At 64.8% G+C, this 19,150-nt stretch carries 14 protein-coding genes and 1 tRNA gene; 8 read left to right on the plus strand and 7 right to left on the minus strand.

The genetic code is table 11. From position 1 onward, the window contains the following. The first annotated feature begins 114 nt into the window (after positions 1 to 114). The 5 genes from ACSZPK_RS24885 to ACSZPK_RS24905 all read left to right on the plus strand — a co-directional run bounded on the left by ACSZPK_RS24885 (position 115) and on the right by ACSZPK_RS24905 (position 6,403). Positions 115 to 660, plus strand: coding sequence for a cupredoxin domain-containing protein (locus ACSZPK_RS24885; RefSeq protein WP_437884304.1), 546 nt, complete (start codon positions 115 to 117; stop codon positions 658 to 660). Positions 661 to 743: 83 nt separating this feature from the next. Further along, positions 744 to 1,574, plus strand: a complete 831-nt coding sequence (gene queF, locus ACSZPK_RS24890) for an NADPH-dependent 7-cyano-7-deazaguanine reductase QueF (protein ID WP_437884305.1) — start codon at positions 744 to 746, stop codon at positions 1,572 to 1,574. Between the two features lie 138 nt (positions 1,575 to 1,712). Continuing rightward, positions 1,713 to 2,864: a nitric oxide-sensing protein NosP gene (nosP, locus tag ACSZPK_RS24895; protein WP_437884306.1), complete on the plus strand. Its 1,152-nt coding sequence runs from the start codon at positions 1,713 to 1,715 to the stop codon at positions 2,862 to 2,864. Next, positions 2,806 to 5,421 carry a hybrid sensor histidine kinase/response regulator NahK/ErcS' gene (gene nahK / locus ACSZPK_RS24900; protein WP_437884307.1) on the plus strand — a complete coding sequence of 872 codons (2,616 nt, stop codon included), beginning with the start codon at positions 2,806 to 2,808 and terminating at the stop codon, positions 5,419 to 5,421. The genes nosP and nahK overlap by 59 nt, the downstream gene beginning before the upstream one ends. A 67-nt stretch (positions 5,422 to 5,488) precedes the next feature. Next, positions 5,489 to 6,403, plus strand: coding sequence for a D-2-hydroxyacid dehydrogenase (locus ACSZPK_RS24905; protein WP_437884308.1), 915 nt, complete (start codon positions 5,489 to 5,491; stop codon positions 6,401 to 6,403). Positions 6,404 to 6,614: 211 nt separating this feature from the next. On the opposite strand, the gene ACSZPK_RS24910 is transcribed toward ACSZPK_RS24905, so the two are convergent. The 4 genes from ACSZPK_RS24910 to ACSZPK_RS24925 all read right to left on the minus strand — a co-directional run bounded on the left by ACSZPK_RS24910 (position 6,615) and on the right by ACSZPK_RS24925 (position 9,626). Then, positions 6,615 to 7,505: a prohibitin family protein gene (locus tag ACSZPK_RS24910; RefSeq protein WP_437884309.1), complete on the minus strand. Its 891-nt coding sequence runs from the start codon at positions 7,503 to 7,505 to the stop codon at positions 6,615 to 6,617. Between the two features lie 156 nt (positions 7,506 to 7,661). Continuing rightward, positions 7,662 to 8,072: a carboxypeptidase-like regulatory domain-containing protein gene (locus ACSZPK_RS24915; protein WP_437884310.1), complete on the minus strand. Its 411-nt coding sequence runs from the start codon at positions 8,070 to 8,072 to the stop codon at positions 7,662 to 7,664. A 34-nt stretch (positions 8,073 to 8,106) separates the two neighbouring features. Next, positions 8,107 to 8,265, minus strand: coding sequence for a hypothetical protein (locus ACSZPK_RS24920; RefSeq protein WP_437884311.1), 159 nt, complete (start codon positions 8,263 to 8,265; stop codon positions 8,107 to 8,109). A gap of 119 nt (positions 8,266 to 8,384) precedes the next feature. Continuing rightward, the gene (locus tag ACSZPK_RS24925) at positions 8,385 to 9,626 is read right to left on the minus strand and encodes an acyl-CoA dehydrogenase family protein (RefSeq protein WP_437884312.1); all 1,242 of its coding nucleotides are present in this window, start codon (positions 9,624 to 9,626) and stop codon (positions 8,385 to 8,387) included. A 210-nt stretch (positions 9,627 to 9,836) separates the two neighbouring features. Here ACSZPK_RS24925 and ACSZPK_RS24930 point away from each other — a divergent pair, with 210 nt between their 5' ends. Then, a complete protein-coding gene (locus ACSZPK_RS24930; protein ID WP_437884313.1) occupies positions 9,837 to 10,502 on the plus strand; it encodes a M24 family metallopeptidase in 666 nt (221 codons plus the stop codon). Here the strand turns inward: ACSZPK_RS24930 and nirD are convergent. After that, positions 10,481 to 10,879 carry a nitrite reductase small subunit NirD gene (gene nirD / locus ACSZPK_RS24935; protein WP_437884314.1) on the minus strand — a complete coding sequence of 133 codons (399 nt, stop codon included), beginning with the start codon at positions 10,877 to 10,879 and terminating at the stop codon, positions 10,481 to 10,483. The genes ACSZPK_RS24930 and nirD overlap by 22 nt on opposite strands. Further along, entirely contained in the window at positions 10,879 to 13,452 is a 2,574-nt protein-coding gene (gene nirB / locus ACSZPK_RS24940) for a nitrite reductase large subunit NirB (RefSeq protein WP_437884315.1), read from the minus strand. Before nirB ends, nirD begins: the two co-directional genes overlap by 1 nt. A 573-nt stretch (positions 13,453 to 14,025) precedes the next feature. On the opposite strand from nirB, the gene ACSZPK_RS24945 reads away from it, so the two are divergent. Then, positions 14,026 to 18,039 (plus strand): molybdopterin-dependent oxidoreductase, encoded by a 4,014-nt coding sequence (locus ACSZPK_RS24945; protein WP_437884316.1) that lies wholly within the window; start codon positions 14,026 to 14,028, stop codon positions 18,037 to 18,039. Between the two features lie 49 nt (positions 18,040 to 18,088). On the opposite strand, the gene ACSZPK_RS24950 is transcribed toward ACSZPK_RS24945, so the two are convergent. Continuing rightward, positions 18,089 to 18,856 carry a hypothetical protein gene (locus ACSZPK_RS24950; RefSeq protein WP_437884317.1) on the minus strand — a complete coding sequence of 256 codons (768 nt, stop codon included), beginning with the start codon at positions 18,854 to 18,856 and terminating at the stop codon, positions 18,089 to 18,091. A 217-nt stretch (positions 18,857 to 19,073) separates the two neighbouring features. On the opposite strand from ACSZPK_RS24950, the gene ACSZPK_RS24955 reads away from it, so the two are divergent. Beyond that, a tRNA-Glu gene (locus tag ACSZPK_RS24955) sits at positions 19,074 to 19,149 on the plus strand. The last annotated feature ends 1 nt before the right edge of the window (position 19,150 follow it).

Genomic DNA, 19,150 nt, shown 5'->3' on the forward strand with positions numbered 1-19,150 from the left:
ATACGTGAGGTGGCGCGGGAAGGGGACCCAGCTGACAAAGATGTAATGTTGCTGTCAGCCAGGCGGCAGCCAGGCCAGCCTATCGTGGTGGCGGTTTCGTTCCCAGGAGTTCGTATGTTCGCGCGTTTCGTGATGCCGTTGCTCGTTGCCGTCAGCCTGCCGACGCTGGCCGACAGCCAGGGTTATTCCTTCGGTCAACCGGCCAAGGCTACCGAAGCCCAGCGCACGGTCGAAGTCATCCTGGGCGATATCTACTACAAGCCCACCGCCATCGAGGTGAAAGCCGGGGAGACCGTGCGCTTCGTGGTGCGCAACGAAGGCAAATTGCTGCACGAGTTCAGCCTGGGCGATGCGCGGATGCATGCCCGTCACCAGGAGGAAATGTTGCAGATGACGGCCGCCGGGATGATCACGCCGACCGGGATCAAACCGATGGACCATAGCCAGATGGACCATAGCCAGATGGGCCATGGCGGGCACGGCATGGACCACGGCGCGATGAGCCATGACGAGCCGAATTCGCTGATGGTCGAGCCAGGCAAGAGCGCCGAGTTGACCTGGACCTTCCGCGCAAGCGCTGGCCTGCAGTTCGCCTGTAACCTGCCGGGGCACTACCAGGCCGGGATGGTGGGGGAATTGAAGGTGGCGCCGGCGAAATAGGCTGCCTCGGCTCGTCGGTATTTCAGCGCCACGCCGCCCAGGCGATATACTGCGCGCCGTTTTCGCTTCTCCAGGCCGTCGTCATGCAGCATCCCGCCGAACATTCACCGCTGGGCAAGTCCAGCGAGTACCTGTCGTCCTACAGCCCCGAGCTGTTGTTTCCCATTGCCCGCGCGACCAAGTGGGCCGAGCTGGGCTTGCGGGCTGGGGCGCTGCCTTATCACGGTGTGGACTACTGGAACTGTTACGAGCTGTCCTGGCTGACGCCTTCGGGCAAGCCGGTGGTGGCCATCGGCGAGTTCGCCGTGCCGGCCGATTCGCCGAACATCATCGAGTCGAAGTCGTTCAAGCTCTACCTCAACTCGCTGAACCAGACCGCCTTTGCCAGTGTCGAGGCGCTGAGCGAGGTGCTGGTACGCGACCTGTCCGCCGTGGCCGCGGCTCCCGTCGCGGTACGCGTACGCAGTCTCGACGAGGTGGCCGGGCAGGGCGTGAGCAAGGTGCAGGGCATCTGTGTCGATGGGCTCGATCTGGCCGTCAGCGATTACTCCCATCCCCGGCCGCAGTTACTGCGTTGCGAGCCGCGACGCCAGGTCGAGGAAACCCTCTACAGCCACTTGCTCAAATCCAATTGCCCGGTCACCGGCCAGCCTGACTGGGGCACGCTGGTGGTCGAGTACCGTGGCGCCGCGATCGATCCGGCCAGCTTGCTGGCCTATGTGGTGAGCTTCCGCCAGCATCAGGACTTCCACGAGCAATGCGTCGAGCGTGTCTTCCTCGACTTGCTGGCCCTGTCGCGTCCGGAAAAACTGACGGTGTACGCCCGTTATGTGCGCCGTGGCGGCCTGGATATCAATCCTTATCGCAGCCTCGCGGCCGTCGAGACGGACAATCGGCGGCTGGCCAGGCAATAGGGTCGCCAGCGGCCACGGGTTAAAGCTGCCTGGCTAAGACTTTAGACCCCCCTGCGGTGCTACCCAAGTAGCATGGGGGCCTGCCGCCGCTCCCTCCTAGAATGCCCCCATGGCGGTTGTGGTCTGTGGGGTAGGGCAATGCATCATCAGGAAAACCAGGCGGTGGTCACCGCCATGTCCCAGGCCCGGGACGGCGAAACGGTGGCCCAGGACCTTGCGCGCCAGCTCATGCATCCGTACCTGGGCTTCGTCCTGTTCTTCTGTTCCGCCGAATACGATCTCGACGCCCTGGGGCCCTGCCTGCAGGAGTACTTCGGCGGTATCCGCGTGGTCGGTTGCACCACGGCCGGCGAGATCACCCCGCAGGGCTACGGGCAGGGTTGCGTCAGCGCCATAGGTTTCGACCATCGCAGCTTCTCCATCGCCAGCGTGCTGATCGACGAGATGGACCGCTTCAACCTGATCGACGCCCAGCAACTGGTCGAGCACCTGGTGCGCGATTGCCGGGAAAACGCCCAGGCGCCGATCAAGGATCACAGCTTCGCCCTGACCCTGCTCGATGGCCTGTCCAGTCGCGAGGAGGTGGTGCTCGCCGCACTCAGCGCGGCCCTGGGCAGCATCCCGCACTTCGGCGGCTCGGCTGGCGACGACAATCACCTGACCTGCACCCACGTGTATTACGACGGTGTGTTCCATAGCGGCGCGGCCGTGGTGTTGCTGGTCAACACCTGCCTGGATTTCGAGGTGTTCACCACCCATCACATCGAACCCCTGGCCGAAAAGCTGGTGGTGACCCGGGCCGATTCCGAGACCCGGCGGGTACTGGAGCTCAATGCCGCCCCGGCGGCGGAGGAATACGCCCGGCTGATCGGCGTGACGCCGGCCGAGCTGGACATGCGCCTGTTCGCCGCCCATCCGCTGGCGGTGCGGATCAAGGATCAGTACTACGTGCGCTCGATCCAGCAGGTCAATGCCGATGGCAGCCTGACGTTCTATTGCGCGGTGGAGAACGGCATCGTCCTCACCGCGATGACCACCGGCCCACTGATGCCCAACCTGCAACGCTTGTTCGAGCGCTTGCGCGACCAGCTCGGGCCGCTGCTGCTGACCATTGGCTGCGATTGCGTGCTGCGCCGCCTGGAGGTCGGCGAGGGCGAGCGCATGGCCGAGGTTTCGGATTTCCTGCGCGAGCAACGGGTGATCGGCTTCAACACCTACGGGGAACAGTTCAATGGCATGCACATCAATCAGACCTTCACCGGGGTCGCCATTGGACGCCGCGCCAGCTGACCTGCCGGCGCGCCTGGCCGCGCTGGAGGCGGAGAATTCGCGGCTGCGCACGATCAACGCGGCGTTGATCGAGCGGATCGAGTCGGGCAACTCGCTGCGCTCCGATGGCTATGCCGCGTTCCAGCATTCGGTGGTGCTCGCCGAACAGGTACGCGAGCGGACCGATGCGCTGAACCAGGCGATGATCGAGCTGCAGTGCAGCAATGGCTTGCTGAGCGATGCGCGGCAACGTGCCGAGACCGCCCACCAGCACCTGATCGATGCCATCGAGAGCATTTCCGATGCCTTCGTGCTGTTCGACAAGGAACAGCGCATCGTCCTGTTCAACAGCCGCTTCAAGGCGTTCTGGTCAAGCACGCGGGCCCGCATCGCCGCCGGTACGCGGCTGTCGGAGATCAAGCGGCTGGCGGCCAGCACCGGGCTGATCGTCGAAGAACAGCGTGGCAAGGGCGAAGGGCATACGGTGTTTCGCCTGATGAACGGGCGCTGGGTGCAGGTCAGCGAGCGGCCAACCCGCGAAGGGGGGCTGGTCATCCTCTATACCGACATCACCGAGCTCAAGCAGAGCGAAACCCAGCGCCGCGAGCAGGCATTGGCGCAGAAGTCGCGGTTGCTGCAGCGGGCCATGGATAACCTGTCCCAGGGCGTGGCGATGGTCAACGCCGAAGGGCTGCTGGAGTTGTGGAACCATCGTTTTCTCGATCTCTGTGGCCTGGCGCCGATAGAGGCGCACCGTCCGTTCGCCGACGTCATGGCGGAAACCGAAGTGCCGCTGCTGACGCCGGCCGGAGGCGCGCAGGGCGAGTGCGAACAGCGCCTGTTCGACGGGCGCATGCTGGAAGTACGCACTCATCCGCTGCCCACCGGTGGTTTCGTCAATACCTTCACCGATGTCACCGAGCGCTGCCGCCAGGCCGAGCGGATCGCCGAGAGCGAGCGCTGGGTGCGCCTGATCACCGACCATGTACCGGCGCTGATCGCTTACCTCAACGCCGACCTGATCTACGAATTCACCAACAAGGTCTACGAGGAGTGGTACCACTGGCCGCGTGACGGCATGCTCGGCCAGAGCCTGCGCGAGGTGCACAACGAGGAGCACTGGCGGCGCCTGGAGACGTATGTCGAACGGGCGCTGTCCGGCGAGAGCGTGACCTTCGAGATGGCCGAGACCAACGTGGTTGGCCAGCAGCGCTACATGCTGCGTTCCTACGTGCCCAATCGGCTGGCCTCCGGCGAGGTGATCGGCATCTTCGTGCTGATCCGCGACGTGACCGAGCGCCGCCGCACGTCCGAGGCGCTGCACCAGGCTTATCAGAACCTCGAACTGCGTGTGCGCGAACGCACCGCCGAACTGACCAGCCTCAATGGCAAGCTGGTCGGCGAGATCGACGAACGCAGCCGGGTCGAGTCGCGTTTGCGCGAGGCCAAGCAGGATGCCGAGCGCGCCAATCTGTCCAAGACCAAGTTCCTGGCGGCGGTCAGCCACGATCTGTTGCAGCCGCTCAACGCCGCACGGCTGTTCACCAGTGCCTTGCTGGAGCAACGGCATGGCGAGGCCAGCTTCGGCCTGATTCGCAATGTCAGCAATTCCCTGGAGGACGTGGAGAACCTGCTCGGTACCCTGGTGGATATCTCCAAGCTCGATGCCGGTGTGATCAAACCGGATATCAGCGGCTTCGCCGTGGGCGATCTGCTCGACAACCTCGCCGCCGAGTTCCGGCAACTGGCCGCCAGCGAGGGGCTGGTGCTGGATTTCGTGCCGTCTTCGGCCTGCGTGCGCAGCGATATCCAGTTGCTCGCGCGGATCCTGCGCAACCTGCTGACCAATGCCCTGCGCTACACCGACAAGGGCCGTATCCTGCTCGGCTGCCGGCGGCGCGGGCAGAACCTGTCCATCGAGGTGTGGGACACCGGTGTCGGTATCGCGGAAGAAAAACTCGGCGAGGTATTCCAGGAGTTCAAGCGCGGCGACGGCCAGCGTCACCAGGACCGTGGCCTGGGGCTGGGCCTGGCCATCGTCGACAAGATCGTGCGCATGCTGGGTCACCGCATTCGTGTGACGTCGCAGCCCGGCAAGGGCTCGATGTTCGCCATCGAGGTGCCGCTGACCCGTCGTGTCAGCGTGCTGCAGCACAAGCCCGAAGCCCTGCCGGTGACGGTGGAGTGCCTGCAGGGCGCGCGTATCTGGGTACTGGATAATGACGCGGCGATCTGCGCAGGCATGCGCACGCTGCTGGAGGGCTGGGGGTGCCGGGTGGTCACGGCACTGTCCGAAGAGGACCTGGCCCGCCAGGTCGACAACTACCACGCCCAGGCCGATCTGCTGATCGCCGACTACCACCTCGACGATGGCCGCGACGGGGTGCAGGCGGTGACCACCATCAATGCCCGGCGCGGCGAGCCGTTGCCGGCGCTGATGGTTACCGCCAACTACAGCAACGAGCTCAAGCAGAGCCTGCGCGAGCTGGGCCACACGTTGCTGCACAAACCGGTCAAGCCGATGAAGCTCAAGACCACCCTCAGCCACCTGCTGATGCGTGACGCAGCCAGTCGATAAGAGCGAGCGCTGCGCACGTTCCATGGCTGTCTGTAGAATGCCCGTTCAGCCTGTCGAGGAGAGCGGTATGCGTGTTCTGTTACTGGAGTCCGACCAGCACATCTACCTGGAGTTTCTGGCGCGGCTGGCGCCAGCGCTTGAGGTCACCACGCAGTTGGAACAGGCGGCGCGCTGCCCAATCTGGCTGGGCGAGCCGGAACTCGCGGTGCCGTTGCTGCGCGAAGGCTTGCGCCCTGAATGGATGCAGTCCACCTGGGCAGGGATCACGCCGTTGCTGGAGGACGGCCTGCGCCAAGACTATCGCCTGACCCGCGCGGTGGGCGTGTTCGGCCAGGTGATGGCCGAGTACGTGCTGACCTACCTGTTGCTGCATCGTCGCCAGGTGCTCGAGCGCCTGCACAGCCAGGTCGAAGGGCATTGGGATGCGCGCTCGCCGGGCAGTCTGCGCGGATTGAAGGTGCTGCTGGTCGGCGCCGGGGAGATCGGCCAGCAGGTGGCGGCCTTCCTCGCGCCGTTCGGCGTCGAGCTGCGCGGCGTGGTGCGTGAGCCGCGACCTGTCGAGCCCTTCACGCAGGTGCTGGGCATGGCTCAGCTCGCCGAGCAGGCTGCATGGGCCGACGTTCTGGTCAACCTGCTGCCGAATACGCCCGATACCCAGGATGTCTACGATGCCGCGCTGTTGCGCCGTATGCGTGCGGATGCCTTGTTCATCAACAGCGGGCGTGGCGTGGCCGTGGTCGAGGAAGACCTGGTCGCGGTATTGCGCGAAGGTCACCTGGCCGGCGCGGTGATCGACGTTTGCCGTGAAGAGCCGTTGCCGGCCGGCCATCCGTTCTGGAGCGCGCCGCGCCTGTTGCTGACCGGCCATACCTCGGCACCGACCGAGCCGGCGGCGTTGACCGAGCTGTTCCTGGAGAACCTGCAGCGTTTCGAGCGTGGCGAAACGTTGCGTGGACAGGTGGAGTTCGCCAAGGGGTATTGAGGCCTTTCGATACGTGTGTCTTGGAGCACGCCAGTCGGGATGCCTGCACTGAGGCAACTGCGGACATTCCTTATTCTTCCGTCATTCCCGCGAAGGCGGGAACCCAGAAGCGCTTTTTTATTTGGGTTCCCGCCTTCGCGGGAATGACGATTGAGGGTAGGGCTGGCGTCCGCTCCTGCCTCAAAGCAGTCTGCCGACTCTCATTCACGCCTCACTCGTGATTGCGGGTATCGATGAACGGCACCGCGCTGTTCGGCAGTACGGTGGTCGGCAGCTTGCCGTCCCAGCGTTCGGCCTTGGTCAGTTCGACCAGCGCCTGGTTGGCCTTCAGCGCGTCGGCACGGGCCTTGATCGCGTCGGCTTCCGCTTCGCCGCGCAGTCGGGTGGCTTCCGCTTCGGCACGGGCGCGCGCCAGGGAAGAGTCGGCCTGGGCCTGGGCCTGGGTGACGGCGATCTCGGCGTTGACGCGCTCGCGGGCCAGGTCCTGCTCGCGGGTCTTCACCGCGACTTCGGCCTTCATGCGTTCTTCGATGGAGCGCTCGTAGGCATCGGAAAAATCGATGTTCTCCAACTGCACGCTATCGATCACCACTGGCCCGGAAATGGAGTCGATGAAGGCTTTTGCATAGTCGAGGCCAAGCTGGCCACGCTCCTGCACTGCGCGTACGGCGGTATAGCCACCGAAGATGCGTTCGGCCTGGGTGCCGATCTGGCGGCTGATCAGGCGTTCCACCAGCGCGTCCTCGCTGCCGAATTGCTTGTACACCCGTTCGACGTCCTCAGGAGACACGTGCCACGACACCGAGATGGACATGGTCGCCGTCTGCTGGTCGCGGCTGTAGGCCTGGACGTTCTTGTAGGTGGTGGTCTGGTTCTGCACGGAAATGATCTTCACCGTATCGATCCACGGCACCTTGAAGCCCAGGCCCGGTTCGGCGACATGCACGAAGGCGCCGTTGCGCAGGACCACGCCACGTTCCTTCTCGTCGACCGTGTACCAACTGCTCATCACGCTGATGATCAGCACCAGTACGACGACGCCTAGCAGAACAGGGCCCCACAGCGATGGCACACGCATGCCGATGGCTTCGGCTGGTTTCATGGACAACTCCTTTTGAATGCGAACAGAGGGCGCGGATTATAAAGGCTTTCTTGGCTCCAGGCGGGCACACATTGAAGGTATGCGGGAAAACGGGAGATAGATCGCAGATCGGCACAATGGCTGTCCGAGCTTTCCGGCTGCTCGTGGGCGATCGACTCAGGGCCGTTCCTCGCAGGCGGGTGTCTGCGCATCGGCCGCGCGCCCGAGTTCGCAGTCGAGTCGCACGGCGGGCAGATGGTTGCCCATGGCGAAGCGCTCGTAGCCCAGGTAGCTGACGCCGGCATCGATGATTTCCAGGCGATAGTGGATCAGCGGGTCGCCGAGCAATTGCGTGGTGAAGCGAAACTGCTCGATGGCGGTCACGGCGAAACGGCCGTGTGCGTCTGTACGGGTGGTGCGCCGCTCGCCTTCGAGCAGGCTGGTCACCTCGATCCTGGCATCGCCCAGCGGCTGGCCGGCGCGGCGCACTTCCCCGGACAGTTCGGGGGCGTGGTGGCGGAAGTAGGGAATCGGCACGCAGCCGCAGAGCGTGCATGCCGTAGCGATGACCAGCAGTTTGCTGTGCATGATGGTGCGGGTCCTCAGGGGTTCCGGTGTGTTATCAACGCCGGCGGGGCCCGTGGCGCGGGCGTACCCTGGGCATCAGCCCATGGCGCTCGCAACTGTCGATGGCTTCGCTCTCCGCGCGGCTGCGGGTGGAGAATAGTGCCAACGACTCGCCGTTGGCCAGGCAGGGCCCGCGCCGGCAGCCATCACGCATGACGCCCACGGCCGTGCGCTGCCACGTGCAAGCGCAGGTCGTCGTGATTGTGCCTGTCCGCCGCAAGTCGGCGGGCAAAACAGTGAGTGCACGGTAGCGATGCGGCCTCCAGCTAGCGCTTACGCCTGCTTCGAGCCGCCGCCGATCTGCCACACATAGGGCGGCTCGGTGCCGTTGATTTCCCAGTCGCCGACGATACGTTCCTTGTAGATCAGCGGGTTATGCGACGCGGCGGTGCGGGCATTGCGCCAGTGGCGGTCGAGCTGCTTGCTGGTGCTGGTCGCCGAGGCGCCGAGGGCATTGAACAGGTCGCTGGTGGCGCGCAGCACCAGCTCGGCGATACCGACCTGGGCCTGGGCGGACTCCAGTTCGGCGGCGATGTTGGCGTCGCGCTCGGCCTGCTCGTCGTTGCCGAAGCGCGCCAGGTAGGCCCGTTGCGAGGCCTGGGCAGCGCGTTCGGCGGCCGCTTCGGCGACGTAGACCTGCGCCGAGGCCTTGCCGACCACTTGTTGCACTTGCGCATCCTCACTGGCTGCCGGGGCATTACCGTGGCTGAAGACACGGGTGCGCTTGCCCACTTCGGCGGCGATCTGGCGAACCGCGGCACGGCCGGAACCGACCAGCACCGCATTGAGGACCAGTTGATAGAACGCCGTCTGGTATTTGAAGCGGGTGGAGAAGTCGATCAGGTTGGCTTCCTCGACTTCGGCATTCTCGAAGGTCGAGGTGCCGCTGCCTGTGGTGCGTTGACCGAAACCGTCCCAATCGTCCTGCTGGCGGATGCCCGGTTGCCGGGTACGGATCGCCGCGATGACGTCAGCACCGGTGTCGTCGCGGCGGGCGAACAGGTCGATCCAGTCGGAGAACAGGCTACCGGTGCTGTAGTACTTGGTGCCGTTGACCACGAACTTGTCGCCCTGGCGCGAGACGCGGGTGATCACGTCGCCGATCTTCACCGCGCCGACCTCGGTCCAGGCGCAGCCGACGAGGTCACCGTTGACGAAACGCTCGAACCAGATGTCCTGGGGCGCGCTGGCATGGGCGTTGAGGCGGTCCTCGACGAAGGCGAAATGGCCGCGCAGGGCCTGGGGAACGTTGGAGTCGGCCTCGGCCAGCTCGATCAGCAGGCGGAACAATTGCGGCACGGACGCGCCGCCGCCGCCATGGGCGACCGGGATGCGCACGGCACCGAAGCCGGCTTCCTTCAGCCACTGGATCGGTTCATAGGGCAGGGTACGGCTGCGCTCGCGTTCCACCGCGCCTGCGGCGATGCGCGTGAAGATCGGGCGGAAGCGAGCGGCCAGCGCGTCATAGTCGGTGCCGGTGGAGAGGGCGGGAAGGGCGTGGGCCTGGGCGGTCATGATGGACTCCTGTGACGGTTTTCCTGACCATTGCACAGCCCGTGCCGAAGGCTGGAGGCCACGTGGCGCAAGGGCTGCGCTGTTTTCCACGGTGGCGCTGTTGTTCTGCGTCGAACAGCCTGTTGATCGGCTGTCCGTCCAGCAACACGATGGGGGCGGCGGCCGGGCTCGCTGTATACTCGGTGCCATAACGATGACAAGGAGCCTGAGATGAATTCCCCGTTCCCTCAAGAAGCAGTCGGCCAACCGTACGACATCGCTTCGTTGAAACACGCCCAGCACATGACCTGGCAGGCCATCGAGCGGATTGCCGCACGCATCCAGCCTGGCATGCGCGAGTCCGAGGCGACCGCGCTGGGCAAGGCCGTGCTCGCCGAGCTGGACATGCAGCGCGCCTGGCATCCATTGCTGGTACGTTTTGGCGCCAACACCCTGAAGAAATTCAACGAGCGCTCCGAGGGCGACCCGATCCTTGGCGAGGACGACATCTTCTTCATCGACATGGGCGGCGTCTGGCAAGGCCACGAAGGCGATGCCGGCGCGACCTTCGCCACGCCTGGTGCCGATGCCGAGAAACAGGCCTGCGCGGCTGCCGCCAAGACCCTGTACGACGACGTCGAGCGCTGCTGGCGCGAACGCAAGCTGGCCGGTACCGAGCTGTATCGGTACGCCCAGCAACAGGCTGAACGCATGGGCTGGCGCCTCAACCTGGAGATCAAGGGCCATCGCGTCAGCGATTTTCCCCATGCCGTGCATCGTGGCGGCGACCTCGGTGATTTCCAGCATTGCCCGAACGTAGGCCTGTGGATCCTGGAAATCCAGATCGCCCACCCCGAGAAGCCGTTCGGCGCGTTCTACGAGGACCTGCTGGCGTAAGCCCGCTGCCTTTGACCAATCTCCACAGTATCGCCATTGAGCCTGACCGCCCATGTCCGCAAGCGCTGCTCGGGATATTCCAGGCAACTGCCATCACTCAGGCGATAGTGTTGTTTGTACAGCGGCGAGGCGATCACCAGGTCGCCGCCGAGCTGGCCGACGATGCCTCGGCCGATGACGTTGGCGCCGGATTTCGGATCGTGGTTGGCCACAGCGAACAGTGGTTGCTCGGCGTTCTCCGGCAGGTAGAAGAGGGCGACCTGCTGGCCATCGACCAGCGCCACCACGCCGGAATTGGCGACCAGGTCGGTGCGGGCGCAGATGGCGCGCCAGTCCGGGTTGTATTGCTCCATTCGGTTGGCATTCGAGCGGCTCATCAGACCACCTCCTCGGCGGCTATCCGTTTCAGTTCGGCGTGGCTGGCCGGGCGGCGCTGGCCGCGCTCCTTGACGAAGTGGATGTCCGGATCGCCGCCTTTTTCATTGACGAAGGTGCGGAAGCGCTTGAGCTTCTCCTCGTCCTTCAGGGCGTTGGCCCACTCGCACTCGTAGCGCTCGACCACCAGTTGCATCTGTGCCTCCAGCTCTCCGGCCAGGCCCAGGCTGTCGTCGAGGATCACCGCCTTGAGGTAGTCCAGGCCGCCTTCCAGGGACTCGCGCCAGACCGAGGTGCGTTGCAGCTTGTCGGCGGTGCGGATGTAGAACATCAGCAGGCGGTCGATGCTGCGGATCAGCGTGGCATCGTCCAGGTCGGTGGCGAACAGTTCGGCGTGGCGCGGGCGCATGCCGCCGTTACCGCAGATGTAGAGGTTCCAGCCGTTCTCGGTGGCGATCACGCCGATGTCCTTGCTCTGTGCCTCGGCGCATTCGCGGGTACAGCCGCTGACCGCGAACTTGATCTTGTGCGGCGAGCGCAGGCCCTTGTAGCGGTTCTCCAGGCGCAGGGCCATGCCCACGCTGTCCTGCACGCCGTAGCGGCACCAGGTGCTGCCGACGCAGGACTTCACCGTGCGCAGCGACTTGCCGTAGGCGTGGCCGGTCTCGAAGCCGGCGGCGATCAGTTCGGCCCAGATGTCCGGCAACTCGTGCAGCTCGGCGCCGAACAGGTCGATGCGCTGGCCGCCGGTGATCTTGGTGTAGAGGTCGTATTTCTTCGCCACCGCGCCGATGGCGATCAGGCCGTCCGGAGTGATCTCGCCGCCCGGAATGCGTGGCACCACCGAGTAGGTGCCGTTTTTCTGCATGTTGGCCATGAAGGTGTCGTTGGTGTCTTGCAACGGCACCAGCTTCGGGTCGGTGATCGGTCGATTCCAGCAGGAGGCGAGGATCGAGCCCACCGCCGGTTTGCAGATGTCGCAGCCGAGGTGGCCCTTGCCGTGGCTGGCGAGCAGCTCCTCGAAGGTCTCGATGCCTTCGACGCGGACGATGCCGTACAGCTCCTGGCGGGTGTAGGCGAAGTGCTCGCACAGGCTCTTGTCCACGGCCACGCCACGGGCGCTCAGTTCATGCTCGAAGACCTGCTTGAGCAAGGCCGAGCAGCCACCGCAGCCGGTGGCGGCCTTGGTGCAGGCCTTGATCCCGGCGAGGTCGCTGCAGCCTTCGTCGATGGCCGAGCAGATCGCAGCCTTGCTGACGTTGTGGCAGGAGCAGATGGTCGCCGTCGCTGGCAGGGCATCGGCCCCGAGTGCCGGCGCCGCCTCGCCACGCGGCAGGATCAAGCTGGCCGGGTCGGCCGGCAGGGCGATGCCGTTCTGCACGTATTGCAGCAGCGTGTCGTAGTAGCTGTTGTCGCCGACCAGCACCGCGCCGAGGGCGGTCTTGCCGTCGGCGGAGACCACCAGGCGGCGGTAGCTGGACGTGGCCTCGTCGATGAAACGGTAGCTGCGCGAACCGGGCGTGGCGCCGTGGGCATCGCCGACGGAGCCGACATCGACGCCGAGCAGCTTGAGCTTGGTCGACATGTCGGCGCCGCTGAACGGCGTGGCCGGCTCGCCGCACAGTTGACCGGCCACGCCGCGGGCCATCTGGTAGCCCGGCGCGACCAGGCCGAACACGCTGCCGTTCCAGGCCGCGCATTCGCCGATGGCATGGATCGCCGGATCGCTGCTCAGGCACAGCTCATCGATGGCGATACCGCCACGGCTGCCCAGCTCCAGGCCGCATTGGCGGGCAAGGGCGTCCTGCGGGCGGATACCGGCGGAAAACACGATCAGGTCGGCTTCCAGGTACTCGTTTTTACCCGTAGCGTCACCGGAGAAGTTCATCCGGTAGCGATAGTCGCTGCCGGACGTGATCGACTGGGTGGCACGCGACAGGTGCACCTGCACGCCGAGCGCTTCGATCTGCGCTTTCAGCGCCAGGCCGCCGTGCTCGTCGAGCTGCACTGGCATCAGGCGCGGCGCGAATTCCACCACATGGGCTTCGAGGCCGAGGGATTTCAAGGCATTGGCCGCCTCCAGGCCGAGCAGACCGCCGCCCACCACCACGCCGCGCCGCGCGTTGGAGGCCGCTGCGCGAATGCTGTCGAGGTCGGCCAGGGTGCGATAGACCAGGCGCGAGTTGCCTTCGGCGCCCTCGATGGGCGGCACGAACGGGAACGAGCCGGTGGCCAGGATCAGGTGATCGTAGGCGACGCAGCCGTTGGCGGTGATCACCTCGCGCCGTTCGCGGTCGATCTCCAGCACCGGCACGCCCAGGTGCAGGGTGATGCCTGGCTGTTCGTAGAGAGCGGCGGCGCTCATCGCCAGGGATTCGGCGTCGCGGCCGCTGAAGTATTCGGACAGGTGCACGCGGTCATAGGCGCGCAGCGGTTCTTCGCTGAACACCTGGATGCGATAGCGGCTCAGTGCGCCGCGCTCGATCAGTTGCTCGATACAGTGGTGACCGACCATGCCATTGCCGATCACGAGAAGGTTTTTCACGGCGGGTTGCTGCGTGGCGATTGCGTTCATGGGCGTTCTCTCTAGCCAATCACGGTTTTTCGCGGACAAAAAAAGCGCCTGGAGTCCATGAGGATTCCAGGCGCCTTTGCCTGTTTTCGATGCTGTTTGCAGATTGTTCTTGGATCAGTGAGCGACAACGTTGCCAGTCACACGAATCGATCGCCATTGATCGAGGGCGGCCCGCTGCATCGGGCACATGGCACACATTGCACGGGCTGTGCCAGACCTCGCCGTGATCGTGCCGAGGCCGCATGGCTCCTGCTTTCCAGCGATCCGCAAGGGCGCCTTGCCGATGCTCCGGGCCGGTTCTGTCTGCGTCTGATTGGTGCGCTCGGCAAGCGCTTTGCTGCGTTTTTGTGCGTGTTGGGCGCCGTGCTTGCGCTCGTTGCGTAAGCCTTGGTTGAGCCTGGGCGCCTGTCCTTGCTGCCTTGCGGCGATGACACGGGCAACCTGGCGTGTGCCTTGCTAAGAGCTTGGCAAAGGCAGTCGATGCTGATTGCCACCTCACGACAAAGGCGCCGTGTTGCCCGCTGTTTCGACAGCGGGCGGCATGGCGCTTTTTTTGTTTTTGCGGAAAGAGCGATGAGCCAGAGCAGCGTGCGAAGCGTGTGTCCTTATTGCGGTGTCGGCTGCGGGATCGTCCTGCAGGTCGAGGACGGACGCGTGGTCAAGGTGGCGGGTGACAAGGCTCATCCGAGCAATGCCGGGCGCCTGTGCACCAAGGGCAGCTCTTGCGCTGTTCCGTTGAACGATGCCGGGCGCATGACCCATGCCTATCTGCGTAACGAACGTGGCCGCGATCCCGTGCAGGCGCCCATGGCGCAGGCGATCAGCAGCAGCGCCACGCGCCTGCGCGCGATCCTCGACCAGCACGGGGCGGATGCCATTGCCCTGTATGTGTCCGGGCAGATGTCCCTCGAGGCCCAGTACCTGGCGAACAAGCTGGCCAAGGGCTTCATCGGCACCAATCAGATCGAGTCCAACTCGCGGCTGTGCATGGCCAGCGCCGGCAGTGGCTACAAGCTGTCGCTGGGTTCGGACGGCCCGCCCGGCTCCTACGACGACTTCGACAAGGCTGACCTGTTCTTCGTCATCGGCGCGAACATGGCCGACTGTCACCCGATCCTGTTCCTGCGCATGATGGATCGGGTCAAGGCCGGCGCGCGGCTGATCGTGGTCGATCCGCGCCGCAACGCCACAGCGGAGAAGGCCGATCTGTTCCTGCAGATCCGGCCAGGTATGGACCTGGTATTGCTCAACGGCCTGCTGCATCTATTGCACGCCAACGGCCATACCGACCCGGACTTCATCGCCGCCTTCACCGAGGGCTGGGAGGTCATGCCTGGTTTTCTCGCCGACTACCATCCCGCGCGAGTCGCCGGGCAGACGGGCTTGGACGAGGCGGCGATTCGCCAGGCCGCGCAGTGGATCGGCGAGGCGGGGGCCTGGATGAGTTGCTGGACCATGGGCCTGAACCAGAGTACCCACGGCACCTGGAGCACCAACGCGATCTGCAACCTGCACCTGGCCACCGGCAAGATTTGCGCGCCCGGCAGCGGCCCGTTCTCGCTCACCGGTCAGCCCAATGCCATGGGCGGACGCGAGATGGGCTACATGGGGCCGGGATTGCCTGGGCAACGCTCGGTACTGTCGGAAGAGGACCGGGCATTCGTCGAGGATGCCTGGGGACTGCCAGGCGGCACCCTGCATACCCGCCTGGGCGGCGGTACTGTGGCGTTGTTCGAGGATATGGTGGCGGGCAAGGTCAAGGCCTGCTGGATCATCTGTACCAACCCGGTGGCCAGCGTGGCCAATCGCGCCCGGGTGATCGCCGGGCTGCAGGCCGCCGAACTGGTGATCACCCAGGACGCCTTTCTCGACACCGAAACCAATCGCTATGCCGATATCCTCCTGCCCGGCGCGCTGTGGGCCGAGGCCGACGGCGTGATGATCAATTCCGAGCGCAACCTGACCCTCGCGCCTCAGGCGCAGTTGCCGCCCGGAGAGGCCATGGCCGACTGGCAGATCATCGCCCGCGTCGCCTGCGAGATGGGCTTCGCCGAGGCGTTCACCTATGCCTCCGCGGCTGAGCTGTTCGACGAGATCACGCATTTCCACAATCCGAAAACCGGCTACGACATTCGTGGCGTCAGCCATGCGCGGCTGCGCCAGGGGCCGGTGCAGTGGCCGTGTGCGCCACAGGAACAGCAGGCACGCCATCCGATCCGCTACCGCAACGACGGGCAGCACGGGGGCCCTCGCCTGAGCTTCGCCACGGCCAGCGGCAAGGCGCAGTTTTTCGCCAGGCCGCACCTGGACCCCGCCGAGGCGGTGGACGCCGAGTTTCCCTTCGTGCTCAACACTGGCCGGTTGCAGCATCAGTGGCACACCCTGACCAAGACCGGCAAGGTCGCCACCCTGAACAAGCTCAATCCCGGTCCGTTCATCGAGGTGCATCCCGAGGATGCTGCGAGCCTCGGGGTGAAGGACAAGGATTCGCTGGAGGTGCGCTCGCGGCGCGGGCGGGCGGTGCTGCCCGTGGTGGTCAGCGACCGGGTGCTGCCGGGCGGTTGCTTTGCGCCTTTCCATTGGAACGACGTGTATGGCGAAGACCTGGCGATCAATGCCGTCACCAGCGATGCCATCGACCCGATTTCGCAGCAGCCGGAATTCAAGTTCAGCGCGGTCAGCCTGCATCCGGTCCGCTTGATCGAGCATCGGCAACTGCTAAACGACCCGCCCCGATCATCTGCTTATGAGGAGCATTCCATGTCGAGTATCGATGCCTTCGCCGCGCTGCTTGGGGTACAGCCCGTAGCGCCAGTGCTGGGCGAAACCGAGCGTGCCTACCTGAGCGGTTTCGTCAGTGGCTTGCGCAGCAGCCCCGGGGCCGGGGTTCCCACTCTGCCGGCGCAGGCGCCAATCGCCGAGCCGACCCGGCTGTGGCTGGATGGCGTGCTGGCGGGGTTGTTCTGCCGCGGCGCGGCAATGCCTGAGGTTAGCGTGGTCGCGAGTGAGCGAGCGCGTCTTACCATGCTCTGGGCCTCGCAGACCGGCAATGCCGAGGCGCTGGCCGAACGCCTGGCGCAACGCTGCAAGACGGCAGGGGTGGAGGTCGAGTTGAGTGGCATGAGCGAGTATCCGATGAGCCGTCTTGCCTCGGCCGGCAACCTGCTGTTGCTCACCAGCACCTTTGGCGATGGCGATGCCCCGGACAATGGCCAGGCATTCTGGGATGCGCTGCGCACCCGTGAGGTGCGCCTGGACGATCTGCGCTACGCGGTGCTGGCCTTGGGCGATCCGAACTATGAGCAGTTCTGCCAGCATGGCAAGAATCTCGATCGGCGCCTGGCTGAGCTGGGCGCTACGCCGCTGCTCGCACGGGTCGATTGCGACACCGAGTTCGACCAGGCGGCCGATGCCTGGCTGAGTGATCTGCTGGCCGCCCTCAAGCCTGGCATACCCGCGGCATCGCCACTGCTGGCGCCCGATGCAGCGTTGCCCAAGGCAAGCCGCGAGCAACCTGTGGCGTCGCGTATGCATGTCAATCTGCGTCTGAATGGCAAGGGCGCGAGCAAGGACACGCGCATGTTCGCCTTGCAGGCCGAACTGGACTACGAGGCCGGTGATGCGCTTGGCGTATGGCCGCGCAATTGCCCCGAACTGGTCGACGAGGTGCTGGCGCTGGCGGGGCTGGATGGCGAACGTGCGGTCAATGTCGCCAAGCAGGGCGAGATGCCGCTACGCGAAGCATTGAGCCGTCACTACGAGATCGCCAGGCCAAGCGGCGAAGCCCTGGCGCTGATCGCCGAGCGCTCGGGCTCCACTGAGCTCAAGCACCTGCTCGCTGACAAGGGGCGCCTGAAGGATTGGCTCTGGGGCCGGCAACTGGCGGACGTATTGCAGGCATTTCCCGCCAGCCATGCCGTCGATGAACTGCTCGCTTCGCTCAAGCGCCTGCAGCCACGCCTGTATTCGATCTCCTCCAGCCCCAAGGTACACAGCGGTGAAGTCCACCTGACGGTCTCGGCGGTGCGCTACGAAAAGCGCAAGGGTGTGGCTTCGACCTTCCTCGCCGACCGCGCCGAGAGCAGCGACGTGCCGGTGTTCGTGCAGACCTCCCGGCATTTTCGCCCGCCTGAGGATGGCGCGCGGCCAATGATCATGGTCGGGCCGGGCACCGGCGTTGCGCCGTTCCGTGGCTTCCTGCATGAACGTCGTGCCCGTGGCGATCAGGGCCGCAACTGGCTGTTCTTCGGCGAACAGCATGCGGCCAGCGACTTCTACTACCGCGACGAACTGGAAAGCATGCACCGCGATGGCCTGCTCAACGAGCTGAGCCTGGCTTTCTCCCGCGACCAGGCGCACAAGGTCTACGTGCAGGATCGCATGCGAGAGCAGGGCGCCGCCTTGTGGCAATGGCTGGAGGAGGGGGCGAGTTTCTATGTCTGTGGCGATGCCAGCCGCATGGCCAGGGATGTCGACCGGGCCTTGCATGACATCGCCCGTGTCCACGGCGGTTTGAGCGAGGAGGGCGCAGGCGCGTATGTACGGGCGATGGCCGAGCAGAAGCGCTATCTGAGGGATGTGTATTGAAGCCGGCGAGGAATGGATGGCGCTTCAACCTGGTAGGCAGAAACAGCCTTCAGTCGTAGATGTTCTTTTTCTTCCAGTCGTCTTCGCCGAGGGCTTCGAGGCTCTCATTCAGCTCACTCGGGGTATCGGCCAGCGGCGCCGTGTTGGCCAGAACCATGGCGTCGGCGCGCGCGAGCAAGTCTTCCAACTGCTGCAGTTGGGCCTTGTGGCGATTGCTGTCCGGCTGCTTGCGCAGATACTGCACGCCACGCTCGTAGGCCAGGCGGGCCTGACGCGGTTCACCTTTCTGCATGGACTGCTGGCCCTGATTGGTGAACAACTCATAGTGCACTTGCACCAGCATGTGACGGATTTCCAGAAGCCATTTCTTGGCCTCGGCGAGCGGCAGCAGTTTTTCCTGGCCGGCACGCGTGATCTGGTTGTGCAGGTTTTCCAGGATGAAGCGGATTTCCTTGGCCCTGGCTTCATTGTGGATGGGCAGGGGAGTGTTGCGGATTGGTATCTCTTCACCCTTCGCCGTCATGCCTCGCAATTCAGCGATACGTTCGGCCAGGGCCTGATCATGTTTTTCCAGGGCCTGGAGGCGATTGACGAACTCCAGTTCCATGTTGCTCAGCAGGAGCTTGAGCTCGGTTGTCATCAATTGCCCGGGGAGATTCTCCGAAACAGCACGACTGCGTTTGATCCGGTCGAGCAGGTCGGCTTTCAGTCGCGCTTTTTCCAGCTTGCTGTTTTCCAGCAGGTTATTGACGTAACCGATCCCGATCAGCGCGACCAGGCCGACAGCGACTAATACCGATATGACGAGGGGGGACATCTGCAACCTCCCGGAATGCTTTCCCGCGAGTGTAGTGGGTTGGCCACGATGCTCCTAGTCGAATCTGGCCGTAGAGGCGAAGTCATTGATTTGAAAATATTTTTTCCGGGGACTTGACGACCTGCCGAGTGCTCCATAGAATGCGCGCCACTTCCAGCGCATCGGCGCGAAACGCCAGGCGGTGGAAGCCGGAAAGCTGTTGTAAGCTCCGGGCCACGTCCCCTTCGTCTAGTGGCCTAGGACACCGCCCTTTCACGGCGGTAACAGGGGTTCGAGTCCCCTAGGGGACGCCAC

It is taken from the genome of Pseudomonas sp. LRF_L74 (assembly GCF_965644255.1).
In the GTDB taxonomy this organism is placed as follows: Bacteria; Pseudomonadota; Gammaproteobacteria; order Pseudomonadales; family Pseudomonadaceae; genus Aquipseudomonas.

What these genes read in the sequence shown, in the direction of transcription:
- ACSZPK_RS24885 (WP_437884304.1), top strand. Translation starts at nt 115, where the DNA reads ATGTTCGCGCGTTTCGTGATGCCGTTGCTCGTTGCCGTCAGCCTGCCG.
- queF (WP_437884305.1), top strand. Translation starts at nt 744, where the DNA reads ATGCAGCATCCCGCCGAACATTCACCGCTGGGCAAGTCCAGCGAGTAC.
- nosP (WP_437884306.1), top strand. Translation starts at nt 1,713, where the DNA reads ATGCATCATCAGGAAAACCAGGCGGTGGTCACCGCCATGTCCCAGGCC.
- nahK (WP_437884307.1), top strand. Translation starts at nt 2,806, where the DNA reads ATGGCATGCACATCAATCAGACCTTCACCGGGGTCGCCATTGGACGCC.
- ACSZPK_RS24905 (WP_437884308.1), top strand. Translation starts at nt 5,489, where the DNA reads ATGCGTGTTCTGTTACTGGAGTCCGACCAGCACATCTACCTGGAGTTT.
- ACSZPK_RS24910 (WP_437884309.1), bottom strand. Translation starts at nt 7,505, where the DNA reads ATGAAACCAGCCGAAGCCATCGGCATGCGTGTGCCATCGCTGTGGGGC.
- ACSZPK_RS24915 (WP_437884310.1), bottom strand. Translation starts at nt 8,072, where the DNA reads ATGCACAGCAAACTGCTGGTCATCGCTACGGCATGCACGCTCTGCGGC.
- ACSZPK_RS24920 (WP_437884311.1), bottom strand. Translation starts at nt 8,265, where the DNA reads ATGCGTGATGGCTGCCGGCGCGGGCCCTGCCTGGCCAACGGCGAGTCG.
- ACSZPK_RS24925 (WP_437884312.1), bottom strand. Translation starts at nt 9,626, where the DNA reads ATGACCGCCCAGGCCCACGCCCTTCCCGCCCTCTCCACCGGCACCGAC.
- ACSZPK_RS24930 (WP_437884313.1), top strand. Translation starts at nt 9,837, where the DNA reads ATGAATTCCCCGTTCCCTCAAGAAGCAGTCGGCCAACCGTACGACATC.
- nirD (WP_437884314.1), bottom strand. Translation starts at nt 10,879, where the DNA reads ATGAGCCGCTCGAATGCCAACCGAATGGAGCAATACAACCCGGACTGG.
- nirB (WP_437884315.1), bottom strand. Translation starts at nt 13,452, where the DNA reads ATGAACGCAATCGCCACGCAGCAACCCGCCGTGAAAAACCTTCTCGTG.
- ACSZPK_RS24945 (WP_437884316.1), top strand. Translation starts at nt 14,026, where the DNA reads ATGAGCCAGAGCAGCGTGCGAAGCGTGTGTCCTTATTGCGGTGTCGGC.
- ACSZPK_RS24950 (WP_437884317.1), bottom strand. Translation starts at nt 18,856, where the DNA reads ATGTCCCCCCTCGTCATATCGGTATTAGTCGCTGTCGGCCTGGTCGCG.